The organism is Mesorhizobium sp. B2-7-3 (genome assembly GCF_006440715.1).
GTDB lineage: Bacteria > Pseudomonadota > Alphaproteobacteria > Rhizobiales > Rhizobiaceae > Mesorhizobium > Mesorhizobium australicum.
In genome coordinates, this window is sequence record NZ_VFTY01000005.1 from 350,073 (window position 1) to 367,897 (window position 17,825).

General features: G+C 62.5%; 16 protein-coding genes. 9 read left to right on the forward strand and 7 right to left on the reverse strand.

What is annotated here, in order from left to right; all coding sequences use genetic code 11:
* Positions 1–17: 17 nt before the first annotated feature.
* The 8 genes from FJW04_RS14250 to FJW04_RS14285 all read left to right on the forward strand — a co-directional run bounded on the left by FJW04_RS14250 (position 18) and on the right by FJW04_RS14285 (position 9,845).
* Positions 18–1,481, forward strand: a complete 1,464-nt coding sequence (locus tag FJW04_RS14250; RefSeq protein WP_181172943.1) for an aspartate aminotransferase family protein — start codon at positions 18–20, stop codon at positions 1,479–1,481.
* A gap of 22 nt (positions 1,482–1,503) precedes the next feature.
* Positions 1,504–2,733, forward strand: coding sequence for a hypothetical protein (locus tag FJW04_RS14255; protein ID WP_140714824.1), 1,230 nt, complete (start codon positions 1,504–1,506; stop codon positions 2,731–2,733).
* A complete protein-coding gene (locus tag FJW04_RS14260; protein WP_140714827.1) occupies positions 2,730–3,488 on the forward strand; it encodes an FkbM family methyltransferase in 759 nt (252 codons plus the stop codon). Before FJW04_RS14255 ends, FJW04_RS14260 begins: the two co-directional genes overlap by 4 nt.
* A 151-nt stretch (positions 3,489–3,639) precedes the next feature.
* Positions 3,640–6,201: an FAD-dependent oxidoreductase gene (locus FJW04_RS14265; RefSeq protein WP_140714829.1), complete on the forward strand. Its 2,562-nt coding sequence runs from the start codon at positions 3,640–3,642 to the stop codon at positions 6,199–6,201.
* Positions 6,202–6,295: 94 nt separating this feature from the next.
* Positions 6,296–7,144, forward strand: a complete 849-nt coding sequence (locus FJW04_RS14270) for a DUF1194 domain-containing protein (protein ID WP_140714831.1) — start codon at positions 6,296–6,298, stop codon at positions 7,142–7,144.
* Positions 7,145–7,258: 114 nt separating this feature from the next.
* Entirely contained in the window at positions 7,259–8,209 is a 951-nt protein-coding gene (locus tag FJW04_RS14275) for an ABC transporter substrate-binding protein (RefSeq protein WP_140714833.1), read from the forward strand.
* A 68-nt stretch (positions 8,210–8,277) separates the two neighbouring features.
* Positions 8,278–9,051 carry an ABC transporter permease gene (locus FJW04_RS14280; protein WP_015317412.1) on the forward strand — a complete coding sequence of 258 codons (774 nt, stop codon included), beginning with the start codon at positions 8,278–8,280 and terminating at the stop codon, positions 9,049–9,051.
* Complete coding sequence (locus FJW04_RS14285; RefSeq protein ID WP_140714835.1) at positions 9,048–9,845, forward strand: ABC transporter ATP-binding protein; 798 nt, start codon at positions 9,048–9,050, stop codon at positions 9,843–9,845. The genes FJW04_RS14280 and FJW04_RS14285 overlap by 4 nt, the downstream gene beginning before the upstream one ends.
* 7 nt (positions 9,846–9,852) lie before the next feature.
* Here the strand turns inward: FJW04_RS14285 and FJW04_RS14290 are convergent, their stop codons facing one another.
* The 3 genes from FJW04_RS14290 to FJW04_RS14305 form a co-directional block, all read right to left on the reverse strand.
* Positions 9,853–10,791, reverse strand: a complete 939-nt coding sequence (locus FJW04_RS14290; RefSeq protein WP_263485819.1) for a GlxA family transcriptional regulator — start codon at positions 10,789–10,791, stop codon at positions 9,853–9,855.
* A gap of 406 nt (positions 10,792–11,197) precedes the next feature.
* Positions 11,198–11,332: a hypothetical protein gene (locus tag FJW04_RS30565; protein WP_013894968.1), complete on the reverse strand. Its 135-nt coding sequence runs from the start codon at positions 11,330–11,332 to the stop codon at positions 11,198–11,200.
* Positions 11,333–11,783: 451 nt separating this feature from the next.
* On the reverse strand, positions 11,784–11,969 hold the full coding sequence (locus FJW04_RS14305) for a hypothetical protein (protein WP_140615918.1): 186 nt from the start codon (positions 11,967–11,969) through the stop codon (positions 11,784–11,786).
* Positions 11,970–12,187: 218 nt separating this feature from the next.
* Here FJW04_RS14305 and FJW04_RS14310 point away from each other — a divergent pair, with 218 nt between their 5' ends.
* Complete coding sequence (locus FJW04_RS14310; RefSeq protein ID WP_015317416.1) at positions 12,188–13,087, forward strand: LysR substrate-binding domain-containing protein; 900 nt, start codon at positions 12,188–12,190, stop codon at positions 13,085–13,087.
* Between the two features lie 21 nt (positions 13,088–13,108).
* Here FJW04_RS14310 and FJW04_RS14315 read toward each other — a convergent pair whose 3' ends face one another.
* The 4 genes from FJW04_RS14315 to FJW04_RS14330 form a co-directional block, all read right to left on the reverse strand.
* Positions 13,109–14,119, reverse strand: coding sequence for an alpha/beta hydrolase (locus FJW04_RS14315; protein ID WP_015317417.1), 1,011 nt, complete (start codon positions 14,117–14,119; stop codon positions 13,109–13,111).
* 229 nt (positions 14,120–14,348) lie between these two features.
* Entirely contained in the window at positions 14,349–14,534 is a 186-nt protein-coding gene (locus FJW04_RS30290; RefSeq protein ID WP_015317418.1) for a hypothetical protein, read from the reverse strand.
* A gap of 177 nt (positions 14,535–14,711) precedes the next feature.
* A complete protein-coding gene (locus FJW04_RS14325; protein WP_140661049.1) occupies positions 14,712–16,841 on the reverse strand; it encodes an ASKHA domain-containing protein in 2,130 nt (709 codons plus the stop codon).
* Positions 16,792–17,766: a methyltetrahydrofolate cobalamin methyltransferase gene (locus FJW04_RS14330; protein ID WP_140714837.1), complete on the reverse strand. Its 975-nt coding sequence runs from the start codon at positions 17,764–17,766 to the stop codon at positions 16,792–16,794. Before FJW04_RS14330 ends, FJW04_RS14325 begins: the two co-directional genes overlap by 50 nt.
* Positions 17,767–17,825: the final 59 nt, after the last annotated feature.

A 17,825-nucleotide genomic window follows, 5' to 3' on the forward strand; every position in this document is an offset into this window, starting at 1 on the left:
AGATTGAAATGACCGTCATGGCCAAGCCGGAACAGACGAATACGCGCACCCTGGTCAGCGCGCCGACACTGTCGCCCGCCACCATCGCCAAGCCCGACCTGATCGCCGTCGAGCAGGCCAAGGCGATGGATATCGCGGAGATGACCGAGCTGTTCAAGGCGCATCTCAACCCCGGCCAGCTGCATTTCATGAAGCTGCTCGGCTTCCACAAGATCAAGATCGAACGTGCAGAGGGCATGTTCTACATCGACCAGAACGGCCGCAAGATCCTCGATTTCTTCGGCGGCTTCGGGTCGCTGGCCTTCGGCCACAACCATCCGCGCATTCTGGAAGTGCGCAAGAAATTCCAGGAGGAGAAGCGGCAGGAAATCGCCATCGCGTTCATGTCGCAATATGCCGCCGCGTTGGCGCACAACATCGCCAAATGTTCGCCTGGCGATCTCGACATGGTGTTTTTGGGCTCGTCGGGCTCGGAAGCGATGGAGGCGGCGGTGAAGCTTGCCGAGCGTGCCGCCGGCCCGAAGCGGTCGAAAATCGTCTATGCCGAGAATTCATTCCACGGCAAGACCAAGGGTGTGCTGGGCATCACCGACGGCCAGCTCTACCGCGCCGACTTCAGGATGGCCGACAATACCGTCCGCATTCCCTTTGCCGATATCGAGGCCGTCGAGCGCCTGTTCCGCTCCGATCCGGAGATCGGCGTCATCGTGCTGGAAACCATCCAGGGCGGCGGTGGCATCATCCAGGCGCCGACCGAATACTGGCGGAAGCTGCGGGCGCTGTGCGACCAGTATGGCGTGCTGTGGGTCGCCGACGAAGTGCAGTGCGGCTATGGCCGCTCGGGCCGCTTCTATGCCTTCGAGCATCACGGCGTCGTGCCCGACGTGACGGCACTGGCCAAATCGCTGGGCGCCGGCAAGGCCGCTGTCGGCGCGATGATTGCGCGCCGCGAAATCTACATGAAGGCCTACGGCACGCCGAAGACGGCGATGATCCACGCCATGGCCACTTTCGGCGGCATGGGCGAGGCGTGTGCCACGGCGATCGAAGGCATCAACGTGCTTTACGACGAGGGGCTGATCGACAACGCCGCCGTCACCGGCGAGTACCTGCTGCAGCGGCTGCAGGCACTCAGGGAAAAATACCCGAAGATCATCAAGGACGTGCGCGGCAAGGGTTTCATGGTGGGGCTGGAGTTCCACGACTTCTCGCAGACCTTGCCGATGGTGCTGCGCCCTATCGTCAGCGTGCTCGACGACAAGCTGAAGGGTTCGCTGTCCGGTTTCGTCGGCGCGCTGCTGCTGCGCGACTACGACGTGCTCGTCGCCTTCACCGAATACAACCGCAACGTCATCCGGCTCGAGCCGCCGCTGATCTGCCAGCGCGAGCATGTCGATCGCTTCGTCGATGCCTTCGACAGTCTCTTGTCGCGTGGCATCGTGGCGATCGTGAAGGATTTCGTCAAAAGCCAAGTCCGTTGAAACGAACGTTCGCCGAGAAGACATGCTGACCAAGTCGCCCGCTCCGCAAAGTCCACTCGACCGGCTCGCCGAGGCCGGTCTGGCGTGGGGCGAGGGGACCTACGCGTGGCTGGCGGCTCCGATCGGTGCGGCTGCCTTCGCCCTCTATATGCTTTTGACGGCGTTCACGGCCTGGGTGATGCCCGACGCCAACTGGGACATGCTGCCCTATCTCGCCATATCGGAGGAGGGCACCTACCCCGATGCGCAGGCACTGCATGACTATGCCTACAACACCGTCAAATCGGGTGTCTCGGCGGGCGACTACAAGGCGCTGACCGACGATGGCGGTGGCTTCCGCAGCCACATGACGCAGAACGCCGCCGACTTCCATTCGTTGCTCGGCATGTACCGGATCAAGTTCCTCTATGCCGAAATCCTGTCGACGCTGAGTTCCGTCATGTCGCCGGTCGAGGCGATGCGGCTGGTGCAGGTGTTTTCGGTCCTGCTGTTCGGCGCGATCACGCTGCTCTGGCTGCGTGCGGAAAAGGCACTGGCGTTGGCACCGGTGGTCGGCGCGGTGCTGATCATGGCCGATTTCGGCGACGCCGCGCGCGCTTCGACACCGGACCTGCTTACCTCGGCACTGCTGCTAGGCGGTCTCTTCGCTTATGTCCGAGGCCGCGAGGTGGCGACGGCGATCCTCCTCTTCCTCGCCTTCATGGTGCGGCCGGACAACATAGTTTTCCTCGCCGTTTTCGCTGTGCTGCTGGTCCTGTTCCGGCAGAAGGCCTGGGGCGTGCTGGTCGGCTTTGCCGCTTCGCTCGCCGCGTATTTTGCCATTTCGCACTGGGCCCATCATCCCGGCTGGTGGCCGCATCTGTGGTTTTCCAGCATCGGGCAGCACTACAATATGGACGGGTTTGAGCCGGCTTTTTCCGTCATTGCCTATCTCCGGGCGTTTGCCGCCTCGCTGCTGCGCGCCGTCAACCTGAACAGCTGGGTCGGGGTCTCGGTTCTGGCGCTGGCCGGGTGGTTTGCGGCCAACCGCGCCGGCTTCAGGCTCGGCCGCCGCGCGGGCATTCTGTTTGCTGCGCTGGTGCTCGGTGCGCTCGCCAAATTCAGCGTCTTCCCGATCCACGACACGCGCATTTATTTCCCGCATCTGATCCCGCCATTCCTGCTGCTGGCACCGCCCTTCATGGCGTTGTGGGCGGCGGTCACCGGCCAGCACCGCGCCGCCCTGCACGTCATACCAGGAGACAAATCATGAGTTCAGTTTCCAACCTGGCGCGCATTGCCCTGTCGCTCGGGCTTCCCGCCGGCCTGCTCGATCGCGGGCCGTCGCTGCGCGGCACCAAGTTCCTCGCCAAGGCCGCGCTGAAGGCACGCTTCGGTGATAGCGGCCGGCCATTCCAGATGGTCAATGTCGGCGCCTGCGATGGCGCGCTGTTCGATGACGTGACGCCCTGGCTGCACCGCATTCCGAAGGCCCGCGCCATGCTGGTCGAGCCGATCCCGTACAACCAGAAACGGCTGCGCGCCAATTACCCTGACACGGACCGCTTCGTCATCGAACCCGTCGCGGTGACGAGAACAAAAGGCACGATCACCGTCCACACCTTTGACGCTGCCGCACTCGAAGCCGGCACGCTGCCGATCGAGTTCATCGGCTGCTCGTCGGTGACCGACACCAACCTGATGTCGGGCAAGAATGCCTGGGGCGAGGCCGACGCCAATTTCAACAAGTTCGCGCCGCATCTGAAAGACATCGAGGTGCCGTCGGAGACCTTGCAGACATTGCTCGACCGCAACGGCATCACCCATATCGACGCCTTCCTCGTCGATTGTGAAGGCGCCGACTGGATCGTGTTCGAGCAGCTCGACCTCAAGCGCTATCGTCCCGGCATGATCAAGGTCGAGGTTGGTGCGCTGCTCGCGCCGGAGATCGGACAGGTGGTGGTCAAGCTGAAGACGGCGGGCTACCAGGTCGGCTTCCAGGCCGAGGACGTCTGGGCTTTCGCCTGACGGGTAGATGTTTTCCTGATTTGGGGAGGGGTCGCGCGGCATCTGTGGCGTGTCGCAAACAGGCGGTAGCGCCGTCCCCGTCGCCTGCATATTGTGCGCCGATCAGACGGGCGCCGACGCCGCCCGCAACAGCATTCTGGAGTCGCGGGCAATGGCAGAGTTTCCGAAAAAGGCGAAGGTCGTCATCATTGGCCTCGGCGGCATTGTCGGCGCATCGATCGCCCATCATCTGATCGAGCGCGGCTGGGACGACATTGTCGGCATCGACAAGTCGGGCATCCCGACCGATATCGGCTCGACCGCGCACGCTTCCGACTTTTGCTACACCACCAGCCACGATTTCCTGTCGTGCTGGACGACGCTCTATTCCATCGATTTCTACGAGAAGATGGGTCATTACGCGCGCGTCGGCGGCCTCGAGGTCGCCCGTGTCGGCGACGACGGCCGCATGGATGAGATCAAGCGAAAGATCGCCTCGGCCAAGGCTTTCGGGACGCGCGCCCGTTTGATCGACCCCGCCGAGATCAAGGAAAAATTCCCGCTCATCGAACAGGATCTGGTGCAGGGCGGCCTGTGGGATCCGGACGCAGGCCTCGTCATTCCGCGCTCGCAGACCGTTGCCGGCAAGCTGGTCGACCAGGCGGAAGCGTCCGGCAAGCTCAAATCCTTCGCCAACACGCCGGCGAAGTCGCTCGTGGTCAAGGACGGCCGCATCAGTGCCGTGGTGACCGACCGCGGCACGATCGAGGCCGACTATGTCATCGTCTGCGCCGGCATCTGGGGCCGGCTGATCGCCGAGATGGTCGGCGAGGACCTGCCGGTCATGCCGATCGACCATCCGCTGACCTTCTTCGGCCCCTATACCGAGTTCGCCGGCACCGGCAAGGAGATCGGTTGGCCTCTGCTGCGCGACCAGGGCAACTCGGCCTATATGCGCGACACCGGCGACCCCAAGACCGCCGAAGGCGGGCAGATCGAATGGGGTTACTACGAAGAGACCAATCCGCGCCTCTGCCATCCGCGCGACCTGCTGGAGAAGGACCAGGCACGGCTGTCGCCGTCGCAGCGCGATCTCGACATGGAGCAGATCCTGGCGCCGCTCGAACGCGCCATGGAACTGACGCCGATCCTGGGCGAACTCGGCTATAACGAAAGCCATTCCTTCAACGGCCTGCTGCAGGTGACGGCCGATGGTGGCCCGTCCATGGGCGAGAGCCAGAAGGTGAGGGGCCTGTGGTACGCCGTCGCCATCTGGGTCAAGGACGGCCCCGGCATGGGCAAGCTGATCGCCGACTGGATGACGGATGGCCGCACCGCGATCGACCACCACGCCATCGACTATGCGCGCTTCTATCCGCACCAGACCAAGGAACAATTCATCTGGGATCGCTGCACCGAGACGGCGATGAAGGTTTACAACCCGGCGGTGCATCCGCGCGAACCCTTCTCCAAGGCCCGCAACATCAGGCGCTCGCCGTTCTGGGAGCGTGAAAAGGAACTCGGCGGTTATTTCATGGAGCTGGGCGGCTGGGAGCGTGCGCACGGCTATGCCGCCAACGAGCATCTGCTTGAGAAGTATGGAAACCGCGTGCCGGTGCGCGAGAACGAATGGGACAACCGCCATTTCTGGCGCGTCTCCAACGCCGAGCATCTGGCGATGAGCGAGGATTGCGGTATCGTCAACCTCTCGCATTTCTCGATGTATGACATCGAAGGACCCGACCATGTCGCGCTGCTGGAATGGCTGTGCGCGGCCAAGATCGGCGGCGACAACAACATCGGCAAGGGCATCTACACCCACTTCCTCGATGAGCAAGGCATGGTGCGCGCCGACTTCACGGTGATCCGCATGGCCGACCGCTGTCGGCTGATCGACGGCGCCGACGCCGGGCCGCGCGACTACCAGTACATGCGCCGCACGGCTCAGGACAAAGGGTTCGACGTCACCATCACCGACGTGACCGAGAAGTACGTCACCATCGGCATCTGGGGGCCGAATGCCCGCACGACGTTGCAAAAGGTGGTCGAGAACCCGGATGGGCTTTCGCCGGAGAATTTTCCGTTCGCGGCGATCAAGCCGGTCCGGATCGGCGGCAAGGATGTCACGGCGTTCCGTATCTCCTATGTCGGCGAGCAGGGCTGGGAACTGCATATGCGCTACGAGGATGGTCTCGCCGTCTGGGACGCGCTGCGCTCGACCGGTGTCATGCCATTCGGCGTCGAGACCTACGCCAATACGCGCCGCATGGAGAAGAGCCTGCGGCTGCAGAACGCCGACCTCTTGACCGAGTATAATCTGCTGGAAGCCGATCTCGCCCGCCCGAAGGTCAAGGAGAACGATTTCTGCGGCAAGGCCAAGCACTTGGAGTATCGTGAGCGCGCGCACCAGCCGGCGATGCTATGCACGCTGGTGATGACTGAGAACAGGGATTCCAGTGGTGTCGCCCGCTATCCCGTCGGCATCATGCCGGTGATGGACCCCGAGAGCGGGGAAACACTGGTCGACGAACTCGGCCGCCGCTCCTTCACGACATCGGTCGCCTATGGCCCGACGATCGGCAAGAACATCGCGCTCGCCTATCTGCCCTGGGCCTATGCCCAGGAAGGCCGCAGGCTCAAGGTCGAGTATTTCGGCGAGACCTATCCGGTCGAGGTCGCCAGTGTCGGCTACAAGCCGCTTTACGACCCGGAGAATCTCAAGCCGCGGAGCTGAGCCTTCGCCAAGAATTTCCCGCGTGTTCGGATGAGCCCGGCCCAGGTCGGGCTTTTCTCTTTTTCAGCTGTCGATTCTGGCTTACCCTCGCGGCATGTCTGGTTTTGGCACTGCAAGACATCTGCTTTCGAGCGTCGTCGCGCTGGCGCTGACGCTCTGGCCGACGACAATGTCTCGCGCAGACGAGCCGGTGGATGTCGAACTGGTGCTGGCGGTGGACGTGTCGCTGTCGATGTCAGCCGACGAGCTCGAGATCCAGCGTCATGGCTACGCGGCGGCGCTGACGCACGACAATGTGCTGCAGGCGATTACCGATGGCGCCTATGGCAAGATCGCCGTCACCTATGTCGAATGGGCCGGCACCAACTGGCAACGCGTCATCGTGCCGTGGACAGCGATCGCGACCCGGGCCGATGCGGAGCGGGTGGTGGCGCAATTGTCGGCTCAGCCGCCCAACAGCGCGCGGCGCACCTCGATCTCCGGCGCGCTGGAGTTCGGCAGTGACCTTTTCGCCGAAAGCGGCTACCAGGGAACCAAGCGCGTCATCGACATTTCGGGCGACGGGCCAAACAACCAGGGCGCGCCGGTCAATCTCGCCCGCGACGGGGTGGTCAGGCAAGGCATAGTCATCAACGGCCTGCCGCTGATGACCCGAGGCGGCTTTTCCGGCGTCTATGACGTCAACGATCTCGATCGCTACTACAGCGACTGCGTCATCGGCGGTCCCGGCGCCTTCATGATCCCGGTCAACGACTGGAGGCAATTTCCCGAAGCCATCCGCCGCAAGCTGGTGCTGGAGCTCGCCGGCCCGGCGTCACGGCAATGGGCGGCGGAGGCGGCGGATCATCCGCCAGTGGTGCTGGCGCAGGACAAGCCCATCGCCGACTGCCAGGTCGGCGAGAAAATGTGGCGCAACCGCAACTGGATGCCCGACGCCAGATAGCGCTATCCCAAACCGGATTGCCGGCTGCTTTGCGCGCAAACACGGTCCTGTTGATTGACAAGCCCGTCGGCCTCTGTGAACAATTTCCCGCAGAAAAACAAAAGGGGAACCGATATGAACAGAATAGTCGTCCTTGCCGCGACATTGACACTTGCCGCGGGCTTGTCCGCGCCGGCGATGGCCGCCACATCGCTCACCATCGGCATCAGCGGATGGACCGGATTCGCGCCGCTGACACTCGCCAAGCAGGCAGGGCTGTTCGAGAAGCATGGGCTCGACGTGACCTTGAAGAAGGTGCCGCAGGCCAGCCGTCCGCTCGCCATCGCCAGCGGCGACCTGCAATGCGCCGCCACCACGGTCGAGACCTGGCTGGTCTGGAACGCCAGCGGGGTGACCACCAAGCAGATTTTTCAGCTCGACAAATCCTATGGCGCCGACGGCATCGTGGTGCGCAACGACATCAAGACAGTCGCCGATCTCAAGGGCAAGACCGTCGCTTCCTCGGCGCCTGGAACGTCGCCCTACTTCCTGCTGGCTTGGGTGCTGAACAAGAACGGCATGTCGACCAAGGATGTCACGGTCGTCAATCTCGAACCCGACGCGGCGGCGCAAGCCTTCCTCGCCGGCCAGAACGATGCGGCCGTCACCTACGAGCCCTTCATCTCGGCCGTGCGCGACAAGGCCGACCAGGGGCATATCCTGGCGACCACGCTCGACTATCCGATGGTTCTCGACACGGTCGGCTGCACGCCCGAATTCCTCAAGGCCAATCCCGACGCCGCCAAGGCGCTTGCCGACAGCTATTTCGACGCCCTCGACATGATCAAGAAGGAGCCGCAGAAATCCTATGAGATCATGGGCGCTGACGTGAAACAGTCGGCCAATGAATTCGAGGATTCGGCAAAGTACCTGAAATGGGCCGACAAGGCCGAGAACAAGCAGTTCTTCACCAAGGAATTCCAGGACTTTTCCAAGACCGCCGGCGATCTGCTGCTGCAAATGGGGCTGATCAAGGAGGCACCCGACGTCGCCACTCTGGCCGACACCAGCGCCGTGGCGAATTGACGGTTCAACCCTTGGGCACCGTGCGGTGGCGCAGAGCGCCGCCGCCTTGCCGCTGACAAAGGACGAAGATGCGCCCCTTGCATCCTGTCTCTCCGAGCCTGCGAACAGTGCTCGGTATCTCCTTCTTCGTGCTGTTCGTGGCCTTCTGGGCCTGGATCACGCTTGGCGGCCACGTCAACCGCATCTTCCTCGCCGATCCGCTGTCGATGCTGCGGGATGGCTGGCGGCTGCTGGTCGAGGATCGTTTCTGGCTCGACATACTGATCACCATCTGGCGGGTCTTCGGCGGCTTTGTACTGGCCTCGGTCGTCGCGGTGCCGCTCGGCATCGCCATGGGCGCCTGGAAGCCGGTGGAAGCGTTTCTGGAGCCCTTCGTCTCCTTCGCCCGCTATCTGCCGGCGTCGGCCTTCATTCCGCTGCTCATCCTTTGGGCCGGCATTGGCGAGCTGGAAAAACTGCTCGTCATCTTCGTCGGCTCGGTGTTCCAGATCATCCTGATCATTGCCGTCAAGGTTGGGGCCACGCGGCGCGACCTGGTCGAGGCCGCTTATACGCTGGGCTCGACCAACAATGGCATCGTCAGGCGGGTCATCATGCCGGCCAATGCGCCCGAGATCGCCGAGACGCTACGGCTGGTGCTCGGCTGGGCATGGACCTATGTCATCGTGGCCGAATTGATCGGCTCATCGTCGGGCATCGGTTACATGATCATCAACAGCCAGTCGCGGCTGGCGACCGGGCAGATCATCTTCGGCATCATCGTCATCGGCCTGATCGGGCTGTTGTCCGATTTTGCGTTCAAGGCGTTCAACCGCTGGCTCTTTCCATGGAGCCTGGCGTGAGCAAGCTTCTTATCGAGGGTGTCTCGCGAACCTTTGCCGGCGTGCGGGGTGGAGAACCCGTCAAGGCGCTGATGCCAATCGACCTGGCGGTGGCGGCCAACGACTTCATCACCGTTTTGGGACCGTCAGGTTGCGGAAAGTCGACACTGTTGAGGATCGTCGCCGGGTTGGAGGCGCCAAGCGAAGGCCGCGTTCGGCTAGACGGCAAGACGGTGACGCGGCCCGGGCCGGACCGCGGTATGGTCTTCCAGTCCTACACGCTGTTTCCATGGCTGACGGTCGCCGAAAACATCGGCTTCGGCCTGCGCGAACGGGGGATGGCCGAAAAGGAGCGGGACGACATTGTCGCTTCCTATGTCGATCTCGTCGGGCTGAAGGGGTTCGAGAACCATTGGCCGAAACAGCTTTCAGGGGGCATGCAGCAGCGCACGGCGATTGCCCGGGCGCTGGCCAACGATCCCGAAATCCTGTTGCTGGACGAGCCGTTCGGGGCGCTGGACAACCAGACACGCGGGCTGATGCAGGAATTGCTGCTCGGCATATGGGAACGGCGCAAGAAAACGGTGCTGTTCGTCACCCACGACATTGAGGAGGCGATCTTTATGGCCTCGCGCGTGATCGTGATGACGGCGCGGCCCGGCCGCATCAAGTCGGATGTCTCCATCGACCTGCCGCATCCCAGGCACTACACGCTGAAGACCAGTGCCGAATTCTCGGCGTTGAAGGCGCGGCTGACCGAGGACATCCGCGTCGAGGCGATGCGGACGGCGCAAGTTCGGTCGGCCGAGACCTGATCCGGGATCAGGCTGCCAGCAATTGCTTGCGGTCGACGCGTTCCTGCTGCGGCGAGCGGGCGTAGAGCTCGCGGTAACATTTCGAGAAATGCGAGGCCGAGACGAAGCCGCAGGCGACCGCCACCTCGACCACCGGCAGCGACGATTGGATCAAGAGATGCCGGGCGCGGTCGAGGCGGATTTCGAGGTAGTAACGGGCAGGCGACCGTCCCATCTCGGTGCGGAACAGGCGCTCGATCTGGCGGCGCGACAGGTCGACATGGTCGGCGATCTCGATCAGCGACAGCGGCTCGGATAGATTGGCCTCCATCAGCTCGATGATGGTCAGTACTTTCGAGTTCTGCACGCCGAGGCGGGCGCGCAGCGGCAGGCGCTGGCGGTCGGTCGGACTGCGCACACGATCGGTCAGCACCTGCTCGCACACGCGGTTGACGAGGTTCTCGTCGAAATCGTCGCCGATCAGCTTCAGCATCATGTCGAGCGCGGCGGTGCCGCCGGCGCAGGTGTAGATGTTCTGGTCGATCTCGAACAGGTCGGCAAAGACATTGGCCTTCGGGAACGCTTCGGAAAAACCGGGCAGGTTTTCCCAATGGATGGCGCAGCGCTTGTTGGACAGGAGCCCGGCGGCGGCGAGGATATGCGCACCGGTGCACAGGCCGCCAACGGCAACGCCGCGATTGTATTCCTCGCGCAACCAGGCAAAGGCCGACTTGTTCTGGTAGCGCTCGACATTGGTGCCACTGCAGACGATGGCCATGTTGGGGCGATCCGGCCCCGCCATCTTCTTGCGTTCCTCCTCCAGCGAGGTGTTGACCGCACACTCGACGCCGTTCGAGGCGCGCACCGGCTTGCCGTCGATGCTGGCGAGGCGCCAGCGATAGGCCTCGTAGCCGAGCATCCGATTGGCCGAGCGCAGCGGGTCAAGCGCTGTCGCAAAAGCGATCATGGTGAAATCGGGGATAAGGAAGAACACAAACGATCGCTTGATCGGATGCTTGACGGCGTTCACGGGGAACCTCATCTGGCCATGACGCGAACAGGATGTCGCGAATAGCATAGCGTCATCAGGAAAAACCATTCCTGTCAATCGTCTAGACGGCTTTGGGAAGATTAAATTTGCGACATGGGTCGCAAATGGGCAATCGCCGCGTGGTGCTGCTCGAACCAGGCCACCGTCAGGTTGTGAAAGGCGATGGAAGCGCAACAAAATAAACGCCGCCTCGGCGGGGGACCGAGGCGGCGGCAGTCAACCCTGAAGCCGCGGCAGGGGCGCGGCTCTGGAGGTGTCTTATATTTTCGATTTCTACGCAGTTCCGGCCGGGAAAATACGGTTTTCCTGGAACCGCGCTCGTTCAGGCGACGAAGCCGAGACGTGCCGCGGCCATGGCGCCGGTCTGGCCGGGCATGGTGTTGGCAAGACGCTGACGCTCGAGAGCGGTGGTCAGGTTCATTTCGCGGCGGGCGAAGAGGCGGGCAAAAAGCTTCATGATCATCTCCAATCGGTTGCTCGCGCATTGGCCCGAAAATCGAATTGATTTTCGGAAAGCACGATGCGCAGACTCAAAGTGTTAGAGCGTACTTTGTGCGTCCAATAGGACGCACGTCGCTCTAAACGGGTCGCCTTCGCTTGATGGAGTGGGGCAGCTCGTTTGCTGACGGTGATATAGGCTTGTGTGAGCAGGAACTAAATCGCAAAAGCGAAGCGCTTGATATGAAAAGCGACACCGGATGCGACATATTTTGGCAAGCTACGAGCAATATGCCTAGGATTTATGAATATTTACAAAGAGTTAATCAAAAAATCGAGCTGCTATGCGGCTTGCTCATATGCGCCATGCAGCGGCGGCATGGCTCATGAATTCGTTTGAATACAAATAAAATAGAGAAGGCCTGCCGGGCGGGCTGCGCGGCAGGCCTTCAGCACGGGGTACACACGATTTACTTTGCTCCAGCCCAGGATCCGACGCCGCTGCGAATGCCGGTCTTGGCGTCGGAAGCTTCCGGCCAGCCGATATCCTTCTGCAGCTCGATCGGCAGTGAACGGATGGCGCGTTCGGTCTGGTAGCGGGTGCGGGCCGCGTTGAATTCGGTCGCGATGCGGCCGAGGGACGATAGGATAGACATTTCGATCTCCTTTGCTACGGCACGGCAAGCGCCGGCAATGCGTTACGTCAGGTCTGTTTCAGCTTCATTTCACGTCGATGCAGGTCTGCGCCGTGGTCGTTTCGTGGCCGCTTTTGGCAGCATACTGCTTCGATGGAGTTGACTATGCTCCCGGTCTGATGTTCAATCAAACGAAATGGAATGATGTTTTGTATCAGAAAAATTGAAGGTCGATCGTCATGAACGCCCCACTCAATCACCCGCTGCCGCTGCTCGACCTCGACGTTTTGCGCACCTTCGTGGCGATTGCCGAGACCGGCAGCTTCACCACCGCGGCCAATGCGGTGTTCCGGACGCCGTCGGCCGTCTCCATGCAGATCAAGAAGCTGGAGGATATTCTCGGCCGCTCGGTGTTCGCGCGCGACGCGCGTTCGGTGACGCTGACCACGGACGGCGAAATGCTGCTCGGCTATGCCCGGCGGCTTTTGTCGATCAACCGCGAGGTGGTGTCGAAGTTCATCATCCCCGATATTGTCGGGGTGGTGCGGCTCGGCTCACCTGACGACTATGGCGAGCGCGTGCTGCCGCATGTGTTGAAGCGTTTCGCGCAGTCGCATCCCTCGATCGCCGTCGACGTCACCATCGACCAGAGCAGCAATCTGCGCCGGCGCATGGATGACCGGGCGCTCGACATCACGCTGTTGACCAATTCGTACAAGACCAGCGCGCTCGGCGCCGAGGTGCTGTTGACCGAGCCGATCGTGTGGGCCGGCGCCAAGGGCGGCTGCGCGCATCTGCGCGAACCGCTGCCGGTTTCGCTTTGGGAAGAGGGCTGTGCCTGGCGGGCCGGCGCGCTCGAGGCATTGGGCCGCGAGGGCCGCAACTATCGCGTCGCTTATATGAGTGCCCATACCGCAGGCCAGCGCGCCGCGATCATGGCCGACCTCGCGGTCGCGCCGCTGCCGAGATCGTTCCTGGGCAACGACATGGTCGAACTCTGCCCTAAGGACGGAATGCCCGATATCGGCACTTACAATCTTGCCATGGTGGTGGCGCCGGACGCCAGCGCGCCGGTCAAGGCCGTCGCCGACCACATCCGCGCGACCTTCGAAGTGTTCAGGGAAACCGGCAAGTTCTGATCGATGTCGTGGGGCCGAGTTTCAGTGCTCGGCGATCTCGTCACGTTCGCCGAGCCGATTGATCGTCTGGCCGAAATGGTTGGTGTGCTGGGATGAAGCTTTGGTCGACGACTTGACCGTTTCCCTTTCAGCCCGAGTGTAGGCGTCGTCGGTGAGAAACGCGACGATGTGCTGACGCGCGCGCCGCGCTTCCGGCATGTCAATCAGCGGCCAGACGTGGAACATGCCTTCCTCGTAGATCAGCTCCACCTCGACACCGGCGGCGCTGGCTTTTTGTGCAAAGATGAGATTGTCGGGCGTGAGAAGATCGCGGGAGCCCGTCAGGAGCAGTGTCTTCGGCAATACCGACAGATCGCCATAGACCGGGCTGATACGCCAGTCTGTCGGATCCAATCCGGCACTATAGAGCCGGATTGCCTCACGCCCGCCGGCGATGCCCAACCATGGATCATTCCGCTCCGCCTCAAACACTTCGGGGTTCGCGAGCGAGACGTCGAGGCCGGGTGAAATCAGCACATGGCGCGACGGCACCGGCAAACCCTCGTCCGCCGCCATCATGGTCAGCACCACGGCCATGTTGCCGCCGGCGGAATCGCCCATGAAGACGATATCTTCCGCCTCTGTCTCATCGAGCATCTGGCGGTAGACAGCGCCGACCATGCCGAACATGGCGTGGAAATCGTGTTCCGGGGCGATAGGGTAGATCGGCACGGTGATGCCGTAGCCCAGCCGGTCGGCCATGTCGGCGATCAGATACCAGTGATAGGGCGTGATCTCAAAGACATAAGCGCCGCCATGCAGGTAGAGTATCCGCTTGTGCTCTCCGGCCTTGGGGGCGATTTCGTAGACCGGAAAACCGTCCACGCTGCGCGTCTGGATTTCGAAACGCTGATGCAGCGCGGCCGGCGGATGGTGATCCTCTGTCTTGCGCGCGGCGGCGATCCAGCGCTGCAGGTTTTCCGGGCTGGAAAAGGCTTGCTTGCGGCTGTGCCTGAGCACGAAGGACACAACGTGGCTTTTCAAACTTGGCATGCGAATACACGAACTTCGGCTGCAGCCGACTAAGAGAACTCCCCCTTGTAACGAAGATCGTGCCTTGGCCGAGAATGTCAAGATTTACGGCGTGCCCACACGCTGGTGTGATCCGCGCGTCGTCGGCGCCGCGGCAAAAGTGCCGTGCGCAATCGGTTGCTGGTGGCCATCGGGGATGTGTGGGATCCCCGGTGGACGCCGAGCAATTTGTATTTGTCGGCGAACGTCGTCACCGCGTAGAGCCTAGCAGCAGCGAGGCGAGTGTGGCCTGCGGATCGTTCGGCGGCGATGCCGGCCAGCCGATGTCCTTCTGGACATGCGCCGGCAAGCTGTTCAGCGCGCGGATCGATTTGTTCCTGGCGTGGGCTTGCCTGATGGCCACACCCAAGCGGCCGAAATTTTCGAACATCGTCATTGTCATCTCCCCTGAAGAACGGCGATGGCCAAGGACTGTCCTCAGCCGCCGTTCGATGTGCGGGTAAATGCGCTGTGCATGTATCTGCTGGATTTCGCGAAAACAGCGTTTCGGTTTCCGGATCGGACGATCCGGAAACATTTGCATACAAATAAATCGAGGGAGTGGCCGGCGCGTCTATTCGCGGCTGCGCCGAGCAGCATGGCCTTCGCGGGAGCGCCGGCGCGGTGCTGCATCTCCGGCGATGCCATCCTCGCTCACCGTCTTGCGCGGCGGCAGCTTCACCGCCGCCGCCAGTTTCGGGAACGGGTCGACCTTGTTGGGCAGCGCCATGGCGTAGACGAAGTGCTCCTGGAATTTCGGCTCGAGCGCCGTCTCGATCTTTTCGATCTGGCTCACCGTCTCCTCGATCTCGCGGCGATAGCCGCGATTGAGCAGCGCCATGCGAGCACCCGCGCCGGCGGCGTTGCCCACGGCCGAAACCTTGTCGAGGTCGCAATCGGGGATGAGACCTAGCACCATGGCGTATTTTGGATCGATGAAGGAGCCGAAGGCACCGGCGAAGTGGATGCGGTCGACATGCTCGGTGTTCTGTTTTTCCATCAACAGCTTGGTGCCGGCATAGAGCGCCGCCTTGGCCAACTGAATGGCACGCACGTCTGTCTGGGTGATGGTGATCTTGGGTTCGCCTTCCTTCAGCACGTAGGAGAAGGTGCGGCCGTTGGCGACGACACGCGGCGAGCGCGCGGCAAGCGATCCGTCGACGACGCCATCCTCGGAGATGATGCCGGCGAGATACATTTCGGCGACGATCTCGATGATGCCGGAGCCGCAGATGCCGGTGACGCCGGTCGCCTGCACGCTGTCGAGGAAGCCGGGCTCGTCGGACCACAGTTCCGAGCCGATGACGCGGTATTTCGGCTCCAGCGTGTCTGGATCGATGCGCACGCGCTCGATGGCGCCGGGCGCGGCCCGCTGGCCACCGGAGATTTCGGCGCCTTCGAAGGCCGGACCGGTCGGCGAGGAGGCAGCAACGACCCGTGTACGGTTTCCGAGTACGATCTCGGCATTGGTGCCGACGTCCACGATCAGCATCATCTCGTCCTGGCGATGCGGCCCTTCCGAGAGCGTCACAGCGGCCGCGTCGGCGCCGACATGGCCGGCGATGCAAGGCAACATGTAGAGCCGTGCGCCCTGGTTGAGCTTCAGCCCGATGTCGGAGGCCTTGATGCGAACGGCGCCCGAGACGGCAAGCGCGAAGGGCGCGCCGCCGAGTTCGGTCGGATCGATGCCGAGGAACAGGTGATGCATGATCGGATTGCCGACGAAGACGGAATCCAGGATGTCGTTGCGCTGGACATTGCCTTCCGCGCAAACCTTGTCGACGAGGCCGGAGATTGCCTCGCGGACAGCAACCGTCATGCCTTCGCGGCCATCCGGGTTCATCATCACATAGGAGACGCGGCTCATTAGATCCTCGCCGAAGCGGATCTGCGGGTTCGACGTTCCGGACGAGGCGGCGACGCGGCCCGACAGCAGCGACACCAGATGCATGGCGATGGTGGTCGAGCCGATGTCGCAAGCCAGGCCATAGGCCTCGTTCTTGAGGCCCGGCCACAGCGCGATGACGCGCGCTGTCTCGGTGTCCGTATCCTTGTAGATGGCGGCGGTCGCCGTCCAGTTGCCCTTGCGCAAAATACCTTGCACCTGCGGCAGCAGATAAAAATCGAAGTCCAGGCTTTTGAGGTTCCAGTCCTTCATCAGGGCGATCTTCAGGCGGTCGAGATCGCCAAGCGGCTTGTGCATGTCTGGTTCTTCGATCTCGACGTAGCACATGCGGATCGCAGAATCGCGGGCGATGACCCTGGTGTCGGCATCCTTGCGGATGGTCTGGGCGTTGATGACCGTGTCCTGCGGCACGTCGATGACGAGATCGCCGAGAATCTGGGCGGAGCAGGAGAGGCGGCGCCGTTCGGGCAGGCCGCGCACACGTTCATAGCGCTCTTCCTTGGGGCCTTTGGGCGATATGTGGTCGTTTGAGGAGGTGATCTTGTGCTTGGCGAAATTGCCTTCCTGCACCTCGATCTGGCAGCGCCCGCAAGTGGCGCGTCCGCCGCACACGCTCTCGACATAGACGCCGAGCTGGCGCGCGGCGTCGAGCACGGGCGTGCCGACAGGGAACCGCCCGCGCTTGCCTGACGGCATGAACAGCACGAGCGGATCGGTTATGTTTGCAGGCGAATTCACGATTGCGCGCTTATCCCCGGCCCATGCGGGCTTCACGGCCACCGCGTCGGCGGCCGCCATTGCCGCCGCCTTCGCCCGGTGTATTGACCGCTGTCGGCGCCGCCACCGCGTGGCCGCCTTCGGCCGGCTTGTAATCCTTGTAGGTCTTGATCCATTTGGTGCAGTTCTCGTCGGTGCCGTTCAGCACGTTGGCGCCGCGCACCGCTTCCATTTCCTGCGGGCGCACCGGGTTCATGATCGCCGAGGTCATGCCGGCGCCGATCACCATCGGGATGAAGGCGGCGTTGATGCCGTGGCGGTGCGGCAGGCCGAAGGAGATGTTGGAGAGGCCGCAGGTGGTGTTGACCTTGAGCTCTTCGCGGAGCCGACGCAGCAGGGCGAACACCTGGCGGCCGGCATCGCCCAGCGCGCCGATCGGCATCACCAGCGGATCGACGACGACGTCATGCGCCGGGATGCCGAAATCGGCGCAGCGCTGCACGATCTTCTTGGCGACGGCAAAGCGCACGTCCGGATCCATCGAAATGCCGGTCTCGTCGTTGGAGATGGCGACGACCGGCACATTGTATTTCTTGATCAGCGGCAGGATGGCCTCGAGCTTTTCCTCCTCGCCGGTGACGGAATTGACCAACGGGCGGCCCTTGGCGACTTTCAGCGCGGCCTCGATCGCGGCGGTGACGGAACTGTCGATCGACAGCGGCAGATCGACCAGGCCCTGGACGATCTCCAGCGTCTGCACCAGAAGGCCAGGTTCGGTTTCGTTCGGGTTGACCGAGGTGACGCCGGCATTGACGTCGAGCATGGTGGCGCCGCAGGCGGCCTGCTCCAGCGCGTCCTTGATGACGGTCTCGAAATTGCCAACCACCATCTCGGCGGCGAGCTTCTTGCGGCCGGTCGGGTTGATGCGTTCGCCAATCACGCAGAAAGGCTGGTCGAAGCCGATGATGATTTCTCGTGTCGCCGAGGCGACGATGGTCCGGGTCATGAAATCTCTCCGTCGTGATATAAAGAGTTCTTTATATCGTTATCTCTTGTCGATCAAGC